Here is a 22,357-nt window from a genome sequence, read left to right on the forward strand (position 1 = left end):
CTCAGGCGCTGCGCCGGACCAGTCCGTCGGTGCCGATGCGCACATGATCGCCGGTATGGAACCAGCTACCGGTGAAACGGTCGGCCGTGCGCTGCGGGTCGTTCCAGTAGCGCCTGGTCACATTGGGGCCGCGGCACAGCAGCTCGCCGCGCCCCGACACGGCCTCCGGTCCGTACAGCGCCAGCTCGGTACCGCCGAACGGGAACCCGAGCACCGTACCGTCGGCGTCGGAGGCCGGGCCGGCGGTCGGCCCCAGCGCAAGGCCGATACCGCTGGTCTCGGTCGCACCCCAAACCGCCCACTGCCGGGCCGCGGGGAAGACCGCACCCAGATCACCGGCGGACGTCGCCCCGGGCTCCCCGGTTTCGGCGCGACGACCGGCCGTGCTGATCCGGATCACCCGTTCGGTGCACAATCCACCGGCCCGTCCCGCGGCCAGCTCGGGCAGCAGGCCGCCGAGAACACGGGCACTGGCGGCGAGCGTATCCACACCTTCCTCGGCGATCGCCGCCGCCACCGCGCCGGTGCCCTGGGCCAGGACCACGGTGCCGCCCACCGCGAAGGTGGGCAGCAACTGGTCGACACAGCCGCTGGCGTGGGCCAGCGGCTGTAGCACGAGGTTGCGCATCCCGTCGGTGGGCAGATCGAGGGCGGCGACCATCGAGCGGATCGCGGAGAGCAGATTCTCGTTGGTCAGTTCCACCCCCGTCGGCACTCCGCCGGCCCCGGCACCGCTGGTGTAACAGAGCAGCGCCAGATCGCCGAGCGACGCACCGTCATCGATGAACGCGGCGCCGGCGGGCAGATCGGCGGCCCACCGGCTGTCGCTGCGGGTGGCGCCACAACCCCGGTCGGGCGGGCCCAGGACGAAATCGGCATCGCTGTCGGCGATGACCTCGTCGGCCGCCTCCTGCGGCAGCCCGTGATGGACCAGAACCGGTACCGCCCCGCTGAGCAGCGCTCCGAGGAACGCCTGCACCCAGCGCACCCCGGGGGGCATATGCACCGCGACCCGGTCCCCGTAGCCGATCCCGTGCTCCTGCAGCCCACCGGCCACCCGGGAGGCCGAATGCCACAGCTCCCGGTAGGTCAGCCGGCCGCCGCCGACCTCGACCACGGCCTCCCGGTTGGAGAACGCGTGCACCTGGAGATCGAGGAGCTCGGTGAGGGCGGGACCGAGATTGCCGTAGCGCAGGACACCGTCCGCGCCGCGCGACAGCGGCGCGGCGGCGCCGGCGTCGACGATATGGAACTCCACCGGCTCCGGCCGGCGGCCGGAGCCGGTGGACTGCCGTGCCGAGCCGGACGGACCGGCCGCGGGCCCGATGGTCGTGGTCGTACTGCCTTGCATCGGACCTCCGCACAGTCGAACAGCCTGACACTTGTGACTATATGATGCAGATCACAAATTCGGGTGCGGAGTCGGCGAATCGCCCGGGCCGATGACGAAATCGTCACCCGGTGTGTGTCAGCGCCCCCGGTAGGTGGCCTTCCCGGGTCCCAGTTCCAAGAAGCTGCGCACCGCCCGCGGCAGGTCCTCGGTGGCGAACAGGTCACCGGACACCTGCGGGGTCACCGAGTCCGCGTGCGCCACCCCACCCGACCGCCACGCCTCGATGATCCGTTTGGTGGCGGCATGCGCACGGGTGGGCCCCTCGGCCAGCCGGTGGGTCAGCGCGACCGCCGCAGTGTCGAGATCCTCGTGAATCTGGTTCACCACACCCCATTCGCGCATGGTCTCCGCGTCGTACAGGTCACCGGTCATCACCAATTCGCGGGCCCGGCCCGACCCGGCCCGTTCGGCCAGCCGCTGCGGCCCGCCCATCGACGGCGTCAACCCGACCACGATCTCCACCAGCCCGAACTTCGCCTTCGGCGCGGCCAGGATCAGATCGCAGGCCAGCGCGATCTCGAACGCCGCGGTGAGGGTGAGCCCGTGCGCGGCGAACAGCACCGGGCAGGGCAGTGCCTCGATCGGATGGCCGATCCGGGCGAAGAGGTCCTGCCACAGCTGGGCCCCCTGCGCGGCGGTGAGACCGTCGAAGGTGTGCACATCCACCCCACCCGAGACCACTTTGCCCTCGGCCCGGATCAGCAACGCACGCGGCGGCCGTGCCGACAGCTCGGCGAGATCCGCGACCAGGGCGTCGAACATGGCCTGATCGAACAGGTTCAGCGGGGGGCTCGCCAGCGTCAATGTGGCGACTTCGGCACCGCCGGCGGTGACCGTGCGTTCCAGCCGGGTGGGTTCGGTAGCGCTCATACCGTGATTATCGGGTATGAGCGGGGGCCCTCCGTGGCTACGCTCCGCTACCGCCTCCGGGCCTGATCCGCTCATACCGTCGGCTCATGGGCCCGCCCTGCGAGACTGGTGCCATGACCGACTCGGAAACCGAACAGGGCACCTACGTCGAACCGGGCGAATTCACACGCGACACCAACTACATCACCACCCGGATCACCGCCGACGGCCGCGACGGCTACCCGGTCGAACCGGACCGGTACCGGCTGATCGCCGCCCGCGCCTGCCCATGGGCCAACCGCACGCTGATCGCGCGCCGCCTGCTGGGCCTGGAATCGGTGATCTCGCTGGGCCTGTGCGGACCGACCCACGACAAGCTCAGCTGGACCTTCGATCTGGACCCGGGCGGGGTGGACCCGGTGCTGAAGATCCCGCGCCTGCGCGACGCCTACCTGGCCCGCTTCCCCGGCTATCCGCGCGGCATCACGGTGCCGGCGATCGTCGATACACCGACCGGCCAGGTCGTCACCAACGACTACGCGCAGATCACCCTGGACTTCTCCCTCGAATGGACCGAGTACCACCGCGACGGCGCGCCGCAGCTCTATCCGGAAGCGTCGCGCGCCGAGATCGACGAGGTGAACGCCCGGGTGTTCCGCGAGGTGAACAACGGCGTGTACCGCTGTGGTTTCGCCGGCGCCCAGGATGCCTACGACGCCGCCTACGACCGGCTCTTCACCGCCCTGGACTGGCTGTCGGACCGACTGACCGGGCAGCGCTATCTGGTCGGCGACACCATCACCGAAGCCGATATCCGACTGTTCACCACCCTGGCCCGGTTCGACCCCGTCTACCACGGCCATTTCAAATGCAACCGCAGCAAACTCAGCGAGATGCCGGTCCTGTGGGCCTACGCCCGAGACCTTTTCCAAACCCCTGGTTTCGGCGACACCATCGATTTCACCCAGATCAAGGACCACTACTACAAGGTCCACACCGACATCAACCCGACCCGGATCGTCCCCAAGGGACCGAACCTCGCCAACTGGCTCACCCCCCACGGCCGCGAATCACTCGGCGGCCGCCCCTTCGGCGACGGCACACCCCCACCACCCCCGGTCCCGGCCGAAGTGGTCCCGGCGGACCACGGGGCCCGGTAGACGGGAACGCCGTAGGTGCGACGGGGCGCGAACTGTGGACAGTCCGGCGGGTCAGTGGACAGGAATCGATGCGTATGGCCGCCGAGCAGTGGGCTAGTGGGCTCGCTCCCTGAAGAGTGGACCTGCTCGCAAAGGTGAGCGGGCGGGCTTGCACGCGAAGGTGCTGTGTTTTTTGGCGCCGCCTGCGGCGGCGCGGGGTTGAGGCCCCCTTGGTCTCGCCGTTTCGGCCTCGAGACTCGAGCCTTCGGCTCATGCGCTTTCGAGGCCGAAACGGCGAGACGGGCCTCAACCCTTTGAGGTGTCTCGTAAGACTCTCGACGCATGCGGGTTGCGTCGGCATTCGATGATCGGATCACATGCCGACTCGTTCGAATCGGAGGCCGACTCGACCACCCCACCGGCCTGGCATCTGATCGCTTCCACGAATAGCGGCCCTCTCGTGGTGCCGAGTCTTACGAGGCCCTGAAAGGGTCGAGGCCCGTCCCGCCGTTCAGGCCTCGAAAGCGCATGCGCGAAGCGCGAGTCTCGAGGCCTTAACGGCGGGACCAAGGGGGCCTCGACCCCGCGGCGCCGGAGGCGCCGCCAATAAACACAGCGTCGGAACCCGGGAAAGGGGTAGTCCGTTACCAGTCAGAGCGAACGTCCGGCCGCCGTGCCCTACAGTGCACAGAGGCCGTAGAGGAGGGATGACGCCGTGCGTAACGGGGCATTGGAAAAGGCCGTGGTCGAGGCGCTGGATCACGGTTCCCGGCTACAAGCACCCGCCGTCGCCAAGTATGTCGCGCGTTTGCGGCGCGCACATCCCGACGAGTCGCCCGCGCAGCTCGTCGAGCGGCTGGAACGCCAGTATCTGTTGGCGGTGACCGGTAGCGGTAGCGCGGTCGGGGCGTCGGCCGCGATTCCCGGAGTGGGGACCATCGCCGCGTTGGCGGCGGTGAGCGCGGAGACCACGTTCTTCATGGAGGCGTCGGCGTTGTTCACGCTGGCGGTGGCCTCGGTGCACGGGGTGCGGCCGGAGAACACCGAGCAGCGGCGGGCGCTGGTGCTCGCGGTGGTGCTCGGTGACACCGGGATGGAGATCGTGCAGAAGAGTGTCGGGACCTCGGCCAAGAACTGGGGCACCGTATTCGCGAACAAGATCCCGGGTCTGTCCGGGATGAACGATTCGCTGCTCAAGCGGTTCATCGTCCGCTTCATCACCAAGCGTGCCGCGCTGATGGCGGGCAAGGTGGTGCCCGCCGGGATCGGCGCGGTGATCGGCGGGGTCGGTAACCGGGCGCTGGGCAAGGCGACCGTCAACAACGCGCGCAAGGCGTTCGGCCCGGCACCGGCGTATTTCCCGGACGAGATGGTGATCGACGCCCAGGTGCCGACCGTGCTGGAGCAGCCGAAGAAGTCGCTGCCGCAGGGCGCGCCGAGCGAGCCGGCGCGCGATGAGGTCGGTGTGCGTGAGCGACGGACCCAGCCACCGGCCGGGCCGCGGTGACGCCCTCGGCGCGCCCGGCGATCACGGTCCGGGGTCTGACCAAGCGGTACGAGGATTTCAGCATCGGCGCCCAGGACATCTCCTTCGATGTCGCGGCGGGTACCTGCGCGGCGCTGGTGGGTCCGCCCGGTTCCGGGAAGTCGACGGTGGCCGGGATCCTGCTGGGGCTGCTCCCGCCGACGGCCGGGTCGGCCACGGTGACCGGCGGCGGCCGCAGTTCGGTGGTGGGTGCCGTCCTCGCGCCGCGTGGTCTGCATCCACGCCGGACGGTCCGCGATCATCTGCGGGTCTACGCCGCCGCGGCCGGCTGCCCGGACCGGCGGGTGCGCACCGTTCTGGAGATCACCGGTCTCACCGAGCGCGCCCGCGCCGTCCCCGACGATCTGTCCCCCGGCGAGGAGACCCGCGCGGCGCTGGCGACGGCCCTGCTGCCCGACCCGCGACTGCTGGTGCTCGATGATCCCGCCGCCGGTATGCAGCTGGGCGAACTGTCCTGGTTGCAGGGCTTCCTGCGGAGTCACACGCGACGCGGCGGTACCGTGCTGTTCACCACGCCGAGCCTGGTGACGGCCCTGCCGATCGCGGACCATCTGGTGGTGCTGAGCGGCGGGTCGGTGGTCTATCAGGGCAGCCCGGCCCGGCTGCGGCGCCGTAACCCGGATCGTCTGGTGGTGGCGTCGTCCTCGTCCATCGCCGTCGCCACCGCCCTGGCCGCCCGGGGTTTCACCGACGCGGTGATCCGGCCCGACGATCAATTGGCCGTGGCGGACGCGACCGAGGACGATATCGTGGCCGCCGCCCGCGCCGCCGATGTCCGGCTGGACCACATAGTCGCCGATCGGATCCATCCCGACCGGGTGCTCGCCTCCCTGACCCATGCGGCCGCGCCGCAGCCGGTCGGGCCCGGTATGCCGCCGCCCACCTCTCTGCCGTACGGGGTTGCCCGATGATCGATATCGTCCCCGCGGAACTGATTCCGCCGGTCCTGTCCGAGTACCGCAAAGCGGTGACCCTGCGCTACACCCGGGTGCTGGCCGGAGCACTGGTCGCGATATCGATCGTGACCGCTTCGGTGACCGCGATCATGGCCGGGCCGCGTGACCCGGACAGCGATCCGGTGACCGGTACCGCGACCATCGGGCTGTATCTGGCGCTGTTCGCGGTCGTGCTGGCGGCGGGTGTTTTCGGGGCCGCGGGCGCGGCGGGCGAGCACCAGCACAACACGCTGGTGACCACCGCGCTGTTCACGATGGACCGGGATCGGCTGGCCGGGTCGAAATATCTGGTGACCGCCGCCGCCGCGGTCGTGGCCGCGCTGGCGGTCGAGGTCGCGGCGATGGTGTGCCTGCTGCTGTTCGGCCGCGGCAAATTCGAGATCACAGCCGCCTTGTTCGGGGTGCTCGGTGGCGGTCTGCTGGCCGCGGCGTGCTGGGCGGTGATCGGCACCGGGCTCGGGCTGCTGCTGCGCTCGCCGGCCCTGGCGGGCGGCGCGGTGCTGGGGTGGCTCCTGCTCGCCGAACCACTGCTGTGGGTGGTGACCGCCGGGATCGGGCTGCCGGGCGCGGCGACGCTGCTGCCGGGCGCGGCGACGCTGAGTACCGTCCTGGTCGGCTCGTTCGCCGACAGCGATCTGCTGGCCCCCACACCGGCCGCCATCGTGGTGCTGCTGTTGTGGTCCGTCGGAGTCGGCGCGGCCGGCTGGTGGGCGCTGCGCCGGGCCGAACTGTGATCCGCTGAGCCTGTCCCGGCGGGAGCGCCGGGAACAAGACCTTGTCGCCGGGTGTCGTTATGGTCGATGACTGGTCCAGGCGAAGAGGGGCTCATGGGTAGCGGTGCACGGCCGGGATGGCTTCGCAGGCTGTGGTCGGAGTGCCGGCGCTACGGGAGCACGCTGGCCGGTATCGCCGTGGCCCTGGTGGCCGGCGCGGCGGCCGAGATCGTCGCACCGCTGCTCACCAAATGGGCCGTGGATTCGGCCACCAGCGGCGCCACCCGGGTGATCGGGATCGTCGCGGGACTGCTGGCCCTGCTGGCGGCGGGCCGGTTCGCCGCGTCCTTCGGGCGGCGGATGCTGGCCGGCAAATTGTCATTGGACGTCCAGCACGGGCTGCGGGTGCAGTTGCTCGGTTCGTTGCAGCGGCTGGACGGCGCCGGTCAGGACGCGCTGCGCACCGGCCAGGTGGTTTCCCGCTCGATCACCGATCTTCAGCTGGTGCAGTCGCTGCTGGCGATGGCCCCGCTCTCGGGCATGTCTTTTCTGCAGTTCGTGCTCGCCGCGGCGGTGATGCTGTGGCTGTCGCCGCCGCTGGCGGCGGTCGCGCTGCTCATGGTGCCGCTGGTGATCGTGGTGGTGTACCGGATGCGGCCCCGGCTGCACGCCGCGACCTGGTCGGCCCAGCAGCGGGCGGCCGAACTCGCCCAGCATGTGGAGGAGACGGTCACCGGGGTACGGGTGGTGAAGGGGTTCGGCCAGGAAGCCCGCATGGTCGATGTGCTCGAACAGCACGGCCGCAGGTTGTTCGCCGAGCGGATGCGCGCGGCCCGGATCAACGCCCGCTTCTCCCCCACCCTGGCGGCGATCCCGCAGGCGGGCCTGGTGGTGGTGATCGCCGTCGGCGGCTGGCTCGCGCTGCACGGCCAGATCGGTCTCGGCACCTTTCTCGCGTTCAGCGCCTATGTCACCACCATGACCACCACCGCCCGCACCATGGCGTCGGTGCTCATCCTGGCCCAGCTCACCCGGGCCGCGGCCGAACGGGTGTATCAGGTGATCGACGCGGGTCCGGCGGTGGCCGACCCGCCGCGGCCGGTCGCCGTGCCGGAGGGCCCTCTGGGGATCGAACTCGACGGGGTGAGCTTCGGCTTCGACACCGCCCAACCGGTGTTGCGCGACCTGGACCTGCGGGTCCGGCCGGGCGAGACGGTGGCGATCATCGGACCGGCGGGGTCTGGCAAGACCACGCTGTCGCTACTGCTGCCCCGGTTCTACGCGCCCGATGCCGGCCGGATCCGGCTGCTGGGCACCGGTACCGCGGAACCGGTGGATATCGCCGAGGTGTCCGCCGCGCAGTTGCGGGCCGCAGTGGGCGTGGTCTTCGACGATCCGTTCCTGTTCAGTTCCAGCGTGGCCGCCAATATCGCTCTCGGCAGGCCCGACGCCACACCGGAGGAGATCCGGGCGGCCGCACGACAGGCCGCCGCCGACGAGTTCATCGAACAGCTGCCGGACGGCTACGACACCGTCGTCGGGGAACGCGGGCTCACCCTCTCCGGTGGGCAGCGGCAGCGCATCGCCCTGGCCCGGGCATTGCTGGCCCGGCCGCGCATCCTGGTCCTCGACGACGCCACCTCCGCGGTGGACGCGGTGACCGAGGCCGCCATTTTCGGTGCACTGCCCGATCAGGGCGCCCGCACCACCATCATCCTGGCCCATCGCGAGTCGACCCTCGCCCATGCCGACCGGGTGATCCGCCTGCCCGAACCGGACACGGTGCCGGTCGCCGGCCCGGTCTACCAGCCCGACCGGCTGCCCGCGCCCGCGTCCGCCGACCGCTTCGGCCCCACCCCCGACCTCAGCGCGACCCCCGAACTGCGCCGCGCCATCGACGCGCTCCCCGCCGCCACCGAACGGCCGGGTCTGGACGAATCCCGCCTGCGTGAACCGGATCCGGGGTTCCGGCTGGGCCGGCTGCTGTGGCCGGTGCGGACCCTGGTGCTGGCCTCGGTGGCCCTGCTGGCACTGGACGCGCTGATCGGGGTCGGCTTCCCGCCGCTGGTCCGTCATGCGATCGATGCCGGGGTCACCGAGGGGCAGCCGGGCGCCCTCACCTGGTCGGCCGCACTCGGTACCGGGCTGGTGCTAGCGGGCTGGGTGGTGGCCGCCGCGACCACCCTGCTCACCTCCCGCACCGGCGAACGGGTGCTCTACGGACTACGCGTCCGCAGTTACGCCCACCTGCAACGGCTCGGTCTGGACTACTACGAACGCGAACTGTCCGGCCGGATCATGACCCGGATGACCACCGATGTGGACGCCCTGTCCACCTTCCTACAGACCGGGGTGTCCACCGCGCTGGTGAGCGTGCTGTCGCTGGGCGGTATCGCGGTCGCCCTGGTGGTGATCGATCTACGGCTCGCCCTGGTGGTCCTGCTCGGGGTGCTGCCGCCGCTGATCATCGCCACGGCGGTCTTCCGCCGGGTCGCCTCGGTGGCCTACACCGTCTCCCGGGAACGGGTCTCCACGGTCAACGCGGATTTCCAGGAGAACATCGCGGGGCTGCGAGCGGTACAGGCCAATCGGCACGAACGACTCGCGGCGCACCGGTTCGCCGAGTACTCCACGAAGTACCGGCGCAGCCGGATGCGGGCCCAGCGCGCCATCGCGTTGTACTTCGCGTTCGTGGCGGCGTGGACCGATCTGGCGCTGGCCCTGGTGGTTTTCAGCGGGGCGCACGCGGTGGCCGCCGGCACCACCAGCACCGGCACCCTGGTCGCCTTCGTGCTGTATCTGGAACTGCTGTTCGGTCCGGTCCAGCAGCTGTCGCAGGTGTTCGACGGATACCAGCAGGCGCGCGTGGGCCTGCGCCGCATCGGCGACCTGTTGCGGACCCCGTCCTCCATCCGTGCCGATCCGCCCGGTGCCGATCCCATCACCGCGGGCTTGCGGGGTGATCTTGCTCTCGACGCGGTACGGTTCCGCTATCCGGGCACCGAGCGTTTCGCTCTCGACGATGTGGATCTGGCGGTCGCGCCCGGACAGTCGCTGGCGCTGGTGGGCGCGACCGGCGCCGGGAAATCCACCATCGTCAAACTGCTCGCCCGCCTCTACGATCTCTCCGGCACCGATACCGGGGCCATCCGGGTGGACGGCGTCGATATCCGCGACTACCGGCTGGACCGCTACCGTGCCCGGCTCGGGATGGTCCCGCAGGAAGCTCACCTGTTCACCGGCGATATCGCGAGCAATATCGCCTTCGGGAAACCTTCCGCGACCGAGGCAGAGATCGAGGCGGCCGCCCGCGCGGTCGGTGCGCGGGAGATGATCGCGGGCCTGCCGGGCGGATTCCGGCGGCCGGTGGGCGAGCGCGGGCGCGGGCTCTCGGCGGGGCAGCGTCAGCTCATCGCGCTGGCCCGGGCCCAGCTGGTGGACCCCGATTTGTTGCTGCTCGACGAGGCGACCGCCACCCTCGACCCCGGTACCGAGGAGAAAGTGCTGGCCGCGACCGGATCGCTGGCTCGTCACCGCACCACCGTGGTGGTCGCGCACCGGCTGGCCACGGCCGCGCGGGCCGATCGGATCGCTGTGGTGGAGCACGGCCGGATCGTCGAAGTGGGCACTCATACCGAGCTCGTGGCAGCCGGTGGGCACTATGCCCGCCTCTGGACAGCGGCCGGAAGCGGCGAAGGAATATTCTCGGTCGAGGACGAGTCGTCAACAATGAGGTCGGGATTGTCCGGTGGTCGGTGACCGAGTGGATGTGCGCGGGGGCATATCCTCGTCTGGAGGGCGTATCGGTACCCATCCACCGAGGCCCGTGCCGGGCACGTCACAAACGTCGCAGCGCGAAGAACGAAATGAGGCGAACACCTGCTGTGAGCAGCTCAAAATCCCAGTTCGGTCAGAACCAGTGGCTGGTCGACGAGATGTATCAGAAGTTCAAACAGGATCCATCCTCGGTCGACGCCAGCTGGCACGAGTTCCTCGCCGACTACACCCCCGAGACCTCCGGTGATTCCGGTAACACCCAGTCCGCTCCGGCACCCGCGGCTCCGACCTCGGCGGTGAAATCCGCCCCTGCCGCCGTGCCCGCCGAAAATTCTTCGGTCCAGTCCCGGGCCACCGCCCCGACCGCGTCGGCCACCACGTCCGCTCCGGCGGCCGCGCCGAAGTCCGCCCCGGCCGCCACGACCGCCGCCCGGACCACCGCGGCCGCCCAGCAGCGTGCCCCGCAGACGACCCCGGCCCCGACGTCGAACGCCGCCGCCACCTCGGGTGCGCCCAAGCCGGCGCCGGCCGCGGACGAGAAGAAGGTGCTGCGTGGTGCCGCCGCCGCGGTCGCCAAGAACATGTCGGCGTCGCTGAGCATCCCGACCGCCACCAGCGTGCGGGCCGTGCCGGCCAAGCTGATGATCGACAACCGGCTGGTCATCAACAACCATCTCGCCCGCACCCGGGGCGGCAAGATCTCCTTCACCCATCTGCTCGGCTACGCGATCGTGCAGGCGGTGAAGGCGTTCCCGAACATGAACCGGCATTTCGCCGAGGTCGACGGTAAGCCGAACGCGGTCACCCCCGCGCACACCAACCTCGGTCTGGCCATCGACCTGCCCGGTAAGGACGGCAGCCGGTCGCTGGTCGTCGCCGCCATCAAGGGCACCGAGGACATGACCTTCGGTCAGTTCCACACCGCCTACGAGGACATCGTCCGCCGCGCCCGCGACGGCAAACTCACTGCAGAGGACTTCAGCGGGGTCACCATCTCGCTGACCAACCCGGGCACCATCGGCACCGTGCATTCCGTCCCGCGGCTGATGCAGGGCCAGGGCGCGATCATCGGCGCGGGTGCCATGGAGTACCCGGCGGAGTTCCAGGGCATGAGCGACGAGCGGATCGCCGAAATCGGTATCGGCAAGCTCATGACGTTGACCTCCACCTACGATCACCGCATCATCCAGGGCGCGGAGTCCGGTGATTTCCTGCGCACCATCCACAAGCTGCTCATCGCGGACGAGTTCTACGACGAGATCTTCCACGGTCTGGGCGTGCCGTACGAGCCGATCCGCTGGCGCAAGGACGTCAAGGAGCGCGGCGTCGACAAGAGCACCCGGGTGCTCGAGATGATCGCCGCCTACCGCAACCGCGGTCACCTGATGGCCGACACCGATCCGCTGCGGCTGGTCAAGGACAAGTTCCGCAGCCACCCCGACCTCGACGTCACCCAGCACGGCCTCACCCTGTGGGACCTGGACCGCGAGTTCAATGTCGGCGGCTTCCACGGCGAAGAGCGGATGAAGCTGCGCGATGTGCTGTCGGTGCTGCGCGATTCCTACTGCCGCCACGTCGGTGTGGAGTACACCCACATCCTCGAGGAAGACCAGCTGGCGTGGATGCAGGACCGGGTCGAGCAGAGGCATGTCAAGCCGACCGTCGCCCAGCAGAAGTACATCCTGAACCGGCTCAACGCGGCCGAGGCGTTCGAAACCTTCCTGCAGACCAAGTACGTCGGCCAGAAGCGTTTCTCGCTGGAGGGCGCCGAAGCCGTTATCCCCATGATGGACGCGGTGATCGACCAGTGCGCCGAGTACGCGCTCGACGAGGTCGTCATCGGTATGCCGCACCGCGGCCGCCTCAATGTGCTGGCCAATATCGTGGGCAAGCCGTACTCGAAGATCTTCACCGAGTTCGAGGGCAATATGAACCCGGCCGCCACCCACGGCTCGGGCGATGTGAAGTACCACCTCGGTGCGCGCGGCAACTACCTGCAAATGTTCGGTGACAACGAGATCGAGGTCTCGCTGACCGCCAACCCGTCGCATCTGGAAGCGGTCGATCCGGTGCTCGAGGGTCTGGTCCGTGCCAAGCAGGATCTGCTGGACAAGGGCGACGGCCCCGAGGGCTTCTCGGTCGTGCCGCTGATGCTGCACGGCGACGCCGCGTTCGCGGGTCAGGGCGTGGTCGCCGAGACCTTGAACCTGTCGGGTCTGCGCGGCTACCGCGTGGGCGGCACCATCCACATCGTGGTGAACAACCAGATCGGTTTCACCACGGCACCGGAGAACAGCCGTTCCACCGAGTACTCCACCGATATCGCCAAGTTCATCGGCGCCCCGATCTTCCACGTCAACGGCGACGACCCGGAGGCCTGCGACTGGGTGGCCCGCCTGGCGGTCGATTTCCGGCAGAAGTTCCGCAAGGACGTGGTCATCGACCTGATCTGCTATCGCCGTCGCGGCCACAACGAGGGCGACGACCCCTCGATGACCCAGCCGTACATGTACGACGTCATCGACACCAAACGCAGCGTCCGCAAGAGTTACACCGAGAGCCTGATCGGCCGTGGCGATATCTCGCTGAAGGAAGCCGAAGACGCTCTGCGTGACTACCAGGGTCAGTTGGAGCGGGTCTTCAACGAGGTCCGGGAGCTGGAGAAATACCCGCCGGGACCGAGCGAATCGGTGGAGGACGATCAGCAGGTCCCGTCCACCGTGCTCACCGCGGTCGACAAATCGGTGCTGCAGCGGATCGGCGACGCGTTCCTGAACGTGCCCGACGGTTTCAGCGTGCACCCGCGCGTGCAGCCGGTGCTGGAGAAGCGCCGCGAGATGGCCTACGAGGGCAAGGTCGACTGGGCGTTCGCCGAGTTGCTCGCCTTCGGCACCCTGATCGACGAGGGCCGGGCGGTCCGCCTGACCGGTCAGGATTCCCGGCGCGGCACCTTCACCCAGCGGCATTCGGTGATCATCGACCGGAAGACCGCGGCCGAGTACACCCCGCTGCACAACCTCAACAGCGCCAACCCGGGCTGGTTCGCGGTGCACGATTCGGCGCTGAGCGAATTCGCCGCTGTCGGCTTCGAGTACGGCTATTCGCTGGGTAACCCGGACGCGCTGGTGCTGTGGGAGGCCCAGTTCGGTGACTTCGTCAACGGCGCCCAGTCGATCATCGACGAGTTCATCTCCTCCGGTGAGGCCAAATGGGGCCAGCTGTCGGAGGTCGTGCTGCTGCTGCCGCACGGCCACGAGGGTCAGGGCCCGGACCACACCTCCGGGCGTATCGAACGCTTCCTGCAGTTGTGCGCGGAGGGTTCGATGACGGTGGCGGTGCCGTCCACCCCGGCGAACTACTTCCACCTGCTGCGCCGGCACGCGCTGGACGGTATCCGGCGTCCGCTGATCGTCTTCACCCCGAAGTCGATGCTGCGCAACAAGGCCGTGGTCAGCGATCTCAAGGATTTCACCGAGTCCAAGTTCCGCTCGGTGTTCGACGAGCCCACCTACGAGCAGGGCATCGGCGACCGCGCCGCGGTCAAGCGCATCCTGCTGACCAGCGGCAAGCTCTACTACGAGCTGGCCGCCGCGAAGGCCAAGCGCAAGCGTGACGATGTCGCCATCGTGCGGGTCGAGCAGCTCTACCCGCTGCCCAAGTTCCGGTTGAACGAGGCGCTGGAGCGGTACTCGAACGCCACCGAGATCGCCTGGGTCCAGGAGGAGCCGGCGAACCAGGGCGCGTGGCCGTTCTTCGGCCTGAACCTGCCGGAGCTGCTGCCGCAGCGGCTGGGCCGTCTGCGCCGTATCTCGCGTCGTGCCATGTCGGCCCCGTCCTCGGGTTCGAGCAAGGTGCACGCGGTGGAGCAGGCCGAGATCATCGAGGAGGCGTTCGCGCCGACCGACTGATCACCGATACACCGATACGGCCGACGCCGGGTGCGATCCACTCTCGATGTGGTGCACACCCGGCGTCGGCCGTTTCCGGACATCGGCGGGCACGCCGGCGCCACCTGATCCGTCCCGGCGACCGCACTGATGCCGGTGCCGCAGCAGATGCACTGGAACTCGCGCGGCCGGCCGACGGGCGAATCGGTTCCGGGCTGGGAATGCTCGACCGGCAACCGCACGGCATTCGTGCAATCCTCTGGGCACTTTATACCGAGACGGTGGAAGACAACTGAACCGGCGTGTGCCGAACCCTCAGCACACCGGTGGCGACCGGCCGGTGCAAACGAGAGGAACGGATGACCCAGGAACTCCAGCAGAGCGGCAGCGCGGGCCGCGGATCTCGAGGCGCTGCGGCAGGTGTACACCTCCGATGTCGTGTCCTTCGATATCGAGCCGCCGCTCCAGCACGTCGGGACGGCGGCGAAGATGGCGAACTGGGCGAAGGTGTTCCAGCTCCTCGACCACGTGACTTACGAGATTCGCGATGCGGCCTTCACCATCGGCGACGATGTCGCGTTCGGGCATGCCTTCGCTCGGCTCGGCGGCACTCTGAAGAACGGGGCGGCGATGAGCGGCATGTGGGTGCGGGTCACCTTCGGGCTGCGGAAGATCGACGGCACCTGGTTGATCGCGCACGACCAGGTGTCGGTCCCATTCGATATCGCCGACGGCAGGGGCGTGGTCGACCTCGAGCCCTGAGGGGTCGTCCGGTCGAGGGCCGGCCCTGGGCCCACAACCGGGTACGAGCCGGGTCGTGACGGTCGGCCGAGCGGCGGCCGATCCGTAGTGGAGGCCGGTGGTGGCGAAATCACCGCCTGGGGTGCGGGCCGGCGGGAACTACGTATTCGAGCGGGCCCGCATCATGGCCGGCGCCCACTCCGCGGGTCCCGGCCTGCGGCAACGTTCTCCGGCCCGGCCAGTTGTACCAGTACCGCGCCGGTGAGCACGATTGCCGCCCCGGCCAGCTGAGCCGGTCCGAGCGCTTGACCCAGCAGCAGCCAGGCCAGCGCGGCGGCGACCACCGGTTCCAGCAGTGCCAGCACACCGGCCAGGGCGACGGGGAGATCGCGCAGCGCCCGCAGACCCGCCAGGTAGGGCAGCACGGTTCCGATCACGGCCAGCGCGAGCAGCACCGGCCACACCGGAACCCGCGCACCGCCCAAGACCGCGACAGCGGTGAGCGATCCCGGCGGCAGCGTCCACGGCGGGGCGAGCACCGCCACCGGCACCGCGCCGATCACCAGCCCGGCCGCGGTGAACCCCGCCGGGTCGTGCCGGCGCGCACCGTGCTCGCCGAGCAGGAAGTACCCGGCCGAACAGAGCGCCGCCCCCAACCCGGCGGCCACCCCCAGCAGATCCAACCCGGTGCCCTGCCAGACCTGGGCGACCAACACCGATCCCACCGAGGCCAGCGCGATCCCCGCCCACACCAGCCGAGGCAGCCGGGTGCCCCGCACCACCCGCACCCACAGCGCGACCAGCGCCGGAGCCACGTTGACCAGCACCATCGCCACACCGACCGGAATCCGGGCCACCGCCACGAAGAACAGCAGCTGCACCCCGCCGACACCGAGCAGACCGTAGCCGAGCAGCAGTCGGAGATCGGCGCGGCCGAAGCGCAACGACCCCGGCCGCAACACCGCGACCACCGGCACCAGCAGTGCCGCGGCCGACGCGAGCCGTACCGAGGTCACCGCCGCCGGCGACCAGCCCGCCGCCATCACCGCCGCGGCCAGCGAACCCGAACTCGCGAACAGCACCCAGGAGAGTGCACTCAGTGCGGTCACCCGGCCCCGGCCCGGCGTCCGCCCCGCCTTCTCCGTCAAGGCCACGCCGACAGTGTGCCGGAGCGGTCGCCGCCCCGACTACCGGTTTTCCGGCCGCACGCACCCGGGTCCCGGAAGCGCGGACGGATTCGGCGAAGGACCGCCGGCCGCCATGACAGCCGACCTGGATTCCGCACTCCGAACCGCTGTGCCCGAATCGCGGTTCGACCGGCCGGGCTTCGGTGTCGTACGGACCGCTCGGCAGTTCGTCACGATGCCGACCGCGCGACGCGGAACCCGATATCGTCGAGCCGGACCGTGGGATGACTGCGCCGGCGGACCGAGGCGCGGCAACTCCAGTGTTCGTCGAACCACCCGCCCCCGCGAAGCACCCGGTAGCTGCCGTAGACCTCCGGGTCGTAGAGGTCCCAGCACCATTCCCAGACCGTGCCGAGCATGTCGTAGAGCCCCCACGCGTTGGGCCGCCGAGTCCGCACCTCGGGCAGTCGGTCGTCGGAATTCTCGCGGTACCTGGCGATATCGTCGAGCCGGCCGTAGCGCGGGCCGGTGGTGCCCGCGCGGCACGCGTGTTCCCACTCCGCCTCGGTCGGCAGCCGATATCCGCCGGCCGACGCGACCCGGGTGACCTCGCCGTCGGCGCCGACGCGGTACGCCGGTGTCAGGCCGTCGTGTTCGGACAGCGCATTGCAGAAGAGAACTGCCTCGTTCCAGGAGATGCTGTCGGCGGGCAGCCGGTCTCCTGGACTCCCGTCCGGCCGGCAGCCGGTGACCTGCGCGTACTGCGATCGCGTGACCGGCACGGCCCCCAGCCGGTACGGACCGACTTCCACCGACCAACTGCGTTGTGTCCGCCGATCCGACAACGTCACCCGTCCCGGCGGGATATCGACCAGGTCGATCCCTCCCACGTACGCATTCACCCGGTCGAACCTACCTGTACGAAAGCACCCGGGCCAGGGCACCGCAGCGAGTGACGGTGCCCGGACCTGCGGCGCGGTCATCGACGGCGAGCAGCGGCGCGCACCCCGAGGTCCTCCGTCGTCACCCGTACCACTCGATCGGCGGCGCTGGTCGCGGTGATCGCCTTCGCTCACCGCGTCGCGCATTTCACCCCTGGGAAGAACCGGGAATGCCGTGTTTCATCAGCGGCACGATGGTTGTGCGGACGAAAGCCCGGGCCTGCTCGGTATCGGTGAAATCGGTGCCGCCGCCGTTGCCCGGGGTGAGCATCAGCGAATGGGCCAGACGGGCGACCAGTTCGGCGACCGGCCGGGGGTCGTAGCGGTCGATCAGGCCGGCGTTCTGGGCATAGGTGAGCATGCCGGAGATGTAGTCGATACCGAGACCGACCAGGTGCTCGCCCTGCACGGTGTAGAAGCTCAGTGCTTCGTCCGGGGCGACCCGCAGCAAGTGGGTGACCAATCGGTGGATGCGGGTCTGCAGCAGGACGTGCAGCGTGGTCTCCTCGATCTGCGCGTCCACGCCGTCGGCGGCATCGGCGATCGCGGTCACCTCGTCCAGCATGCGCCGGGTCTCGCGTTCGATGACGGCCTCGACCAGTTTGTCCTTCCCTGCGAATCTGCGGTGGATGGTGATCCGGTTGATCCCGGCACGGCGCGCGATGTCCTCCAGGCTGGAGCGGCGGATCCCGAGTTGCAGGATCCGTTCCAGCGCGGCGTCCATGATCTTCTCGTCGACCTCGTCGTAGCCGTCCGTCACGTAACGAGGGTACGAATGCCGTTTCACAGCGTCCAACCGTGTCGTAGGTCCGGCGCGGTAGCACGGCGAAACGTCCAGCGGGGCTGCTCGCGCCGGTGGCCGTCCGCCTCCGGCGCACCATCGAGAATCGCCGCGCGAGCCGCGGCGACCAGCGCCCGATCGGCCGGCCGCGGCCGCGGGTTCGGATACCCGGCGGCGAGCGCGACGAGCACCCCGGGGTGGGCGAACTCGCGGCCGAAGGTACGGACCGGCCGGGCGGGTGCCGGCGCGCCGGGGTGGAGAGACGCCCGGGTCCGTCCCACCCCGGCCCCCATACCGATTCGGCCCGGCCGGGCCGAACCCCTGTTCGAGACCGCCCGGGTGTACTTGGATGAACTGATGCTGCTCGATCTCCAGTTGGACGCCCGCCCGGACCGCAGCGCCGAACGCGCCCGGACCCTCGTCGACGCCGGCGCGGCGGGGCTTTTCACTTTCGAAGGCCCCCACGATGTCATGCTCCCCCTGGCCGCCGTGGCCGGCCGGGTGGACGCCGACCTGATGACCAATGTCGCGATCGCCATGCCGCGCAGCCCGATACACCTCGCGCATGCCGCGTGGGACCTGCACTTGATGTCGGGTGGGCGGTTCCGGCTCGGACTCGGTTCGCAGATCCGTCCCCATATCGAGAAGCGTTACGGTGCCACCTGGTCCGCGCCGGCGGCCCGGATGCGCGAGATAGTGCTGGCGGTGCGGACGATCCTGCAGGCCTGGCAGGACGGCTCGCCGTTGGATTTCCGCGGCGAGTACACCCGGCACACTCTCATGCCGAGCACTTTCGTTCCCGGCCCGAACCCGTACGGACCCCCACCCGTACTGCTCGGCGCGCTCGGCCCACTGATGACCCGGACCGCGGCGGAGGTCGCGGACGGGCTGCTGGTGATGCCTTTCCACAGCCATCGGCATTTCCGGGAGCGCACGCTGCCCGCCGTGGCGGAGGGTATGAAGCAGGCGGGCCGCACCGAATTCCCTCTCTATCCGCAGGTGATCGTGGCGATGGGCCGGTCGGCGGAAGAACTCGCGGCAGCCTCGACCGGCGTACGCGGGCTGCTGGCGTTCTACGGTTCGACCCCGGCGTACCGGCCGGTGCTCGAGGTCGAGGGCTGGGAACAGCTGCAACCGGAACTCAACGCCCTCTCCAAGACCGGCAACATCATGACCATGTCCGACCGGATCTCCGACCATATGGTCGATACCCTCGCGGTCCGCGGCACTCCACAGGACTGTTCCGCCGAGATCATCCGCCGTTTCGGCGATTTCACCGACCGGGTGTGCTGCTACTTCCCCGGATACGACCCGCCCGCCGAGCAGATCGCCGCCCTCGCCGCCGGATTGGGCCGATAACCCCGCGGGTAGCCGATCCGTTTACCTCCGAGGTAATCGTGCGGCGGTCCGCTCGCCGTCATGATCGGTATATCGAACCGATCGAGAGGACGACGCCATGCCCGCCTACGTTATCGCCCATCTGCAGCCGGCCGATCCGCATCCCGAGATCGCCGAGTACATCGAGCGCATCCCCGCCACCTTCGAGCCTTTCGGTGGCCGCTTCCTCGTCCACGTCGCCCAGCACGAGGTCAAGGAAGGCCGCTGGCCCGGTTCCGTCGTAATGATCGGTTTTCCCGGCATGGAGGAGGCCCGGGCCTGGTGGGACTCCCCCGCCTATCGGGAGATCGCGCCGCTGCGCACACGGCATATCGACGGCGACCTGATCCTGGTCGACGGCGTCGCCCCCGGCTACGACCCCGCCACCACCGCCGCGGCCATGCGGGAGTCCATAGCCGCCGGGTGAGCGCGATACGCCGCACCCGTCCGCCCCGCGACGCCCGAGGACCCGACCCACGAGATAACCGAAAACCGGCGTGCCGCTGCCGGACTGCGAGTATGTATATCTCGCGATTCGGAGCTCTCATCCAGCCAAAAAGGGGACGGTTTTGACTGATAGGGACAGCAGTATCACGAGACGGCAACTCGGCCGATATCTGCGCGAGGCACGTGAAGCGATCGGCCTGACCATGGCCGAAGCGGCGGCGCTCATGGAGTGGGGCAAGAGCAGCCTGCAACGCATCGAGACGGGGCAGAACCAGCGGATCCGCATTCGCGATCTGGACGGGTTGATCGAGATCTACGAGATCGACGAGGAGAAAGCGGCGGGGTTGCGGGGACTGGCCCGCGAAACAGGCGCAAGGTCCTGGTGGCACGAATTCGGCAGTGTGATTCCGGCCAACTTCAGTGTGTACATGGGACTGGAATCCGCGGCCCGGGTCTTGACGACCTATCAACCCGACCTCGTACCGGGTCTGTTGCAGACCCAGGACTACGCACGCGCGTTGGCCCGGGTCGCGAGTCCCGACGACACCGTAGAGGAGCGCGAGCAGCGTGTCCGGCTCAAGATGCGGCGGCAGGCGCTGATCACCCGGAATGCCCGGCCGGCCCGGCTCAACGTCATCTTGGCCGAGACGGTGCTGCGCAGGACGATCGGCGGGCCTCGGGTCATGGCAACGCAATTGCGGCATCTGGCCGATGCCGGCACGCTCCCGAACGTGCGACTGCGCGTCCTGCCCTTCTCTGCCGGAATGCCCGTCGGTGAGCAGATCGGCCCTTTCGTGATCATGGAGTTCGACGCGGACGGCCCGGGCAGACCCGCCGAGCCGACGATCGTCTACGCCGAGAATTACACCGGCGACATGTACAGCGAGAAGGTCGGTATTGTGCAGCGATACGTAGAGGCGTGCGATCTCGTTCAAAGCGCCGCGCTGGATGAGGTCGGCAGCAGGAATCTGCTGCGCACGGCAGCAAGGGAGCACCAACGGTGAACGTCGACCTATCCGAAGCGAAATGGTTCAAGAGCAGTCGCAGTGGCGGAACCAAGGAGTGTGTGGAGGTCGCATTCCTCGACGGCGGGCATGTCGGCGTCCGTGACTCCAAGAACCCCACCGGCCCGGCGCTCGTTTTCACCGCCGCCGAGTGGGACGTCTTCACCGGTGGCACCCCGGATGGGCGTGCCGATGGCGGCTAACTCGATCGGCACGGCGGCAGCTGTGCAGACGGTCCGGTATGTGCGCCCGTCCGGACCGCTGCTCGGATGCGCCCCCTAGGATCGGTCGTATGGCAGCCGGGTCTCCTCGTCTGGTGGTGTTCGCCGGTCTCCCGGGATGCGGAAAGACCACCCTGGCACGGGCTCTCGCGGACGAACTCGGTGCGACGTTCCTGCGTATCGATACCTTCGAGGCAGCGATCGTTTCGACATTGGCGCCGTTCGAGAACAATCCGGTCGGTTACGTCGCGGCAGCCTGGGTGGCCGAGGACCAGTTACTGGGCGGGCGGCCCGTGGTCGTCGACGCGTGCAACAACCTCCGGAAGGCCAGAACGATGTGGAGCGATCTTGCGCTCGGATCGAAGGTTCCGCTGGACTGGGTGGAGGTGATCTGCTCGGACGCCGCCGAACATCGCCGCCGGGTGGAGTCCCGCACACCCGATCGGCCGGGACAGGGCAACCCGACCTGGGCTCAGGTGCGATCCCGGCGCTGGGAGCCGTTCACCGAACCGCGCATCCTGATCGACAACACGGGAAGCGCGGCAGCGCATGTGGCCACGATCCGCGCCGCACTTCCCGGTGCAGGACCGTAGCCGCGGGCCGAAACGACGACGGAGCGGCGCATACCGACCTCGCTCCGACGTCTACTGCTGAGCACCGGCGCGGATGCGCGTTATTTCCGTCGGAGCCACCGTGCAGCCGCGTACTGTACACCGGCGCGCGGCTGCCCGAGGCTCTCAGCTCGTGATCTCGTCGATCGAAGGTGATTCGTCCCTGGACAGCGTGATTCCGAGGTTTGTCGCCCTGCGCTCGAGTTCGTCGTCGTCCCCGTGCCCCAGATCGATGGCCGCGCCGTCGGCCGACAGCACCTCGACATTGAGGCACAGGGACTGGAGTTCCTTGAGCAGAACCTTGAACGATTCCGGGATGCCCGGTTCCGGAATGTTCTCGCCCTTGACGATCGCCTCGTAGACCTTCACCCGGCCCACCACATCGTCGGACTTGATGGTCAGCAGTTCCTGCAGCGTGTAGGCCGCGCCGTAGGCCTGCATGGCCCAGCACTCCATCTCACCGAAGCGCTGACCACCGAACTGCGCCTTACCACCGAGCGGCTGCTGGGTGATCATCGAGTACGGGCCGGTCGAGCGGGCGTGGATCTTGTCGTCGACCAGGTGGTGCAGCTTCAGGATGTACATGTAGCCCACCGCCACCGGGTACGGGAACGGCTCACCCGAGCGGCCGTCGAACAGGGTCGCTTTTCCGTCCGCCCCGACCATGACCTCGCCGTCCCGATTCGGCCGCGTGGCGGCCAATAGTCCGGCGAGTTCTTCCTCGCGTGCCCCGTCGAACGCCGGTGTCGCCAGATTCGTATCCGGCGCCGCCGAGAGCAGCTCGTCGGGCAGGCGTTGCGCCCACTCGGGTCGGTCACCGCCGGGGAGCGGCACCTCCCAGCCGGTC

The 22,357-nt window shown here is 69.2% G+C and carries 17 protein-coding genes and 1 pseudogene; 12 read left to right on the top strand and 6 right to left on the bottom strand.

Annotated features, from left to right (window positions below; genetic code table 11):
• Position 1: 1 nt before the first annotated feature.
• On the bottom strand, positions 2-1,351 hold the full coding sequence (locus NGR01S_RS20970; protein WP_084481514.1) for a class I adenylate-forming enzyme family protein: 1,350 nt from the start codon (positions 1,349-1,351) through the stop codon (positions 2-4).
• Between the two features lie 117 nt (positions 1,352-1,468).
• Positions 1,469-2,263: an enoyl-CoA hydratase/isomerase family protein gene (locus tag NGR01S_RS20975; protein ID WP_063039350.1), complete on the bottom strand. Its 795-nt coding sequence runs from the start codon at positions 2,261-2,263 to the stop codon at positions 1,469-1,471.
• A 113-nt stretch (positions 2,264-2,376) separates the two neighbouring features.
• Between NGR01S_RS20975 and NGR01S_RS20980 the strand changes: the two genes are divergently transcribed.
• From NGR01S_RS20980 to NGR01S_RS21010, 7 genes and pseudogenes are all read left to right on the top strand, one after another.
• Positions 2,377-3,402 carry a glutathione S-transferase family protein gene (locus NGR01S_RS20980; RefSeq protein ID WP_063039353.1) on the top strand — a complete coding sequence of 342 codons (1,026 nt, stop codon included), beginning with the start codon at positions 2,377-2,379 and terminating at the stop codon, positions 3,400-3,402.
• Between the two features lie 709 nt (positions 3,403-4,111).
• The gene (locus NGR01S_RS20985; RefSeq protein ID WP_245664696.1) at positions 4,112-4,888 is read left to right on the top strand and encodes a hypothetical protein; all 777 of its coding nucleotides are present in this window, start codon (positions 4,112-4,114) and stop codon (positions 4,886-4,888) included.
• Positions 4,885-5,838: an ATP-binding cassette domain-containing protein gene (locus NGR01S_RS20990; RefSeq protein ID WP_063039355.1), complete on the top strand. Its 954-nt coding sequence runs from the start codon at positions 4,885-4,887 to the stop codon at positions 5,836-5,838. The genes NGR01S_RS20985 and NGR01S_RS20990 overlap by 4 nt, the downstream gene beginning before the upstream one ends.
• On the top strand, positions 5,835-6,617 hold the full coding sequence (locus NGR01S_RS20995; protein WP_063039357.1) for an ABC transporter permease: 783 nt from the start codon (positions 5,835-5,837) through the stop codon (positions 6,615-6,617). The genes NGR01S_RS20990 and NGR01S_RS20995 overlap by 4 nt, the downstream gene beginning before the upstream one ends.
• A 93-nt stretch (positions 6,618-6,710) precedes the next feature.
• Positions 6,711-10,355: an ABC transporter ATP-binding protein gene (locus tag NGR01S_RS21000; protein ID WP_084481516.1), complete on the top strand. Its 3,645-nt coding sequence runs from the start codon at positions 6,711-6,713 to the stop codon at positions 10,353-10,355.
• Between the two features lie 107 nt (positions 10,356-10,462).
• Positions 10,463-14,281: a multifunctional oxoglutarate decarboxylase/oxoglutarate dehydrogenase thiamine pyrophosphate-binding subunit/dihydrolipoyllysine-residue succinyltransferase subunit gene (locus tag NGR01S_RS21005; RefSeq protein WP_169811942.1), complete on the top strand. Its 3,819-nt coding sequence runs from the start codon at positions 10,463-10,465 to the stop codon at positions 14,279-14,281.
• Between the two features lie 372 nt (positions 14,282-14,653).
• Positions 14,654-15,022, top strand: a pseudogene (locus tag NGR01S_RS21010) (YybH family protein); the annotation flags it as partial.
• Between the two features lie 161 nt (positions 15,023-15,183).
• On the opposite strand, the gene NGR01S_RS21015 reads toward NGR01S_RS21010, so the two are convergent.
• The 3 genes from NGR01S_RS21015 to NGR01S_RS21025 form a co-directional block, all read right to left on the bottom strand.
• The gene (locus NGR01S_RS21015; protein WP_218020803.1) at positions 15,184-16,155 is read right to left on the bottom strand and encodes an EamA family transporter; all 972 of its coding nucleotides are present in this window, start codon (positions 16,153-16,155) and stop codon (positions 15,184-15,186) included.
• Between the two features lie 203 nt (positions 16,156-16,358).
• Positions 16,359-17,003, bottom strand: a complete 645-nt coding sequence (locus NGR01S_RS21020; RefSeq protein WP_218020806.1) for a formylglycine-generating enzyme family protein — start codon at positions 17,001-17,003, stop codon at positions 16,359-16,361.
• 214 nt (positions 17,004-17,217) lie between these two features.
• On the bottom strand, positions 17,218-17,829 hold the full coding sequence (locus tag NGR01S_RS21025; RefSeq protein WP_063039363.1) for a TetR/AcrR family transcriptional regulator: 612 nt from the start codon (positions 17,827-17,829) through the stop codon (positions 17,218-17,220).
• 378 nt (positions 17,830-18,207) lie between these two features.
• Between NGR01S_RS21025 and NGR01S_RS21035 the strand changes: the two genes are divergently transcribed.
• The 5 genes from NGR01S_RS21035 (at position 18,208) to NGR01S_RS21055 (ending at position 21,492) form a co-directional block, all read left to right on the top strand.
• Positions 18,208-19,209: a TIGR03617 family F420-dependent LLM class oxidoreductase gene (locus tag NGR01S_RS21035; protein WP_063039463.1), complete on the top strand. Its 1,002-nt coding sequence runs from the start codon at positions 18,208-18,210 to the stop codon at positions 19,207-19,209.
• A gap of 97 nt (positions 19,210-19,306) precedes the next feature.
• Positions 19,307-19,654, top strand: a complete 348-nt coding sequence (locus tag NGR01S_RS21040; RefSeq protein ID WP_063039371.1) for a DUF1330 domain-containing protein — start codon at positions 19,307-19,309, stop codon at positions 19,652-19,654.
• 142 nt (positions 19,655-19,796) lie between these two features.
• Positions 19,797-20,678, top strand: coding sequence for a helix-turn-helix domain-containing protein (locus NGR01S_RS21045; protein WP_063039373.1), 882 nt, complete (start codon positions 19,797-19,799; stop codon positions 20,676-20,678).
• Positions 20,675-20,881 carry a DUF397 domain-containing protein gene (locus NGR01S_RS21050; protein ID WP_063039375.1) on the top strand — a complete coding sequence of 69 codons (207 nt, stop codon included), beginning with the start codon at positions 20,675-20,677 and terminating at the stop codon, positions 20,879-20,881. Before NGR01S_RS21045 ends, NGR01S_RS21050 begins: the two co-directional genes overlap by 4 nt.
• An 89-nt stretch (positions 20,882-20,970) precedes the next feature.
• Positions 20,971-21,492 carry a P-loop nucleotide/nucleoside kinase family protein gene (locus NGR01S_RS21055; RefSeq protein WP_169811943.1) on the top strand — a complete coding sequence of 174 codons (522 nt, stop codon included), beginning with the start codon at positions 20,971-20,973 and terminating at the stop codon, positions 21,490-21,492.
• 144 nt (positions 21,493-21,636) lie between these two features.
• On the opposite strand, the gene NGR01S_RS21060 is transcribed toward NGR01S_RS21055, so the two are convergent.
• A partial coding sequence (locus NGR01S_RS21060; RefSeq protein ID WP_444979988.1) for a DNA-directed RNA polymerase subunit beta occupies positions 21,637-22,357 on the bottom strand: 721 nt, incomplete at its 5' end.

This window comes from Nocardia grenadensis NBRC 108939, from assembly GCF_001613445.1.
In the GTDB taxonomy this organism is placed as follows: Bacteria; Actinomycetota; Actinomycetes; order Mycobacteriales; family Mycobacteriaceae; genus Nocardia; species Nocardia grenadensis.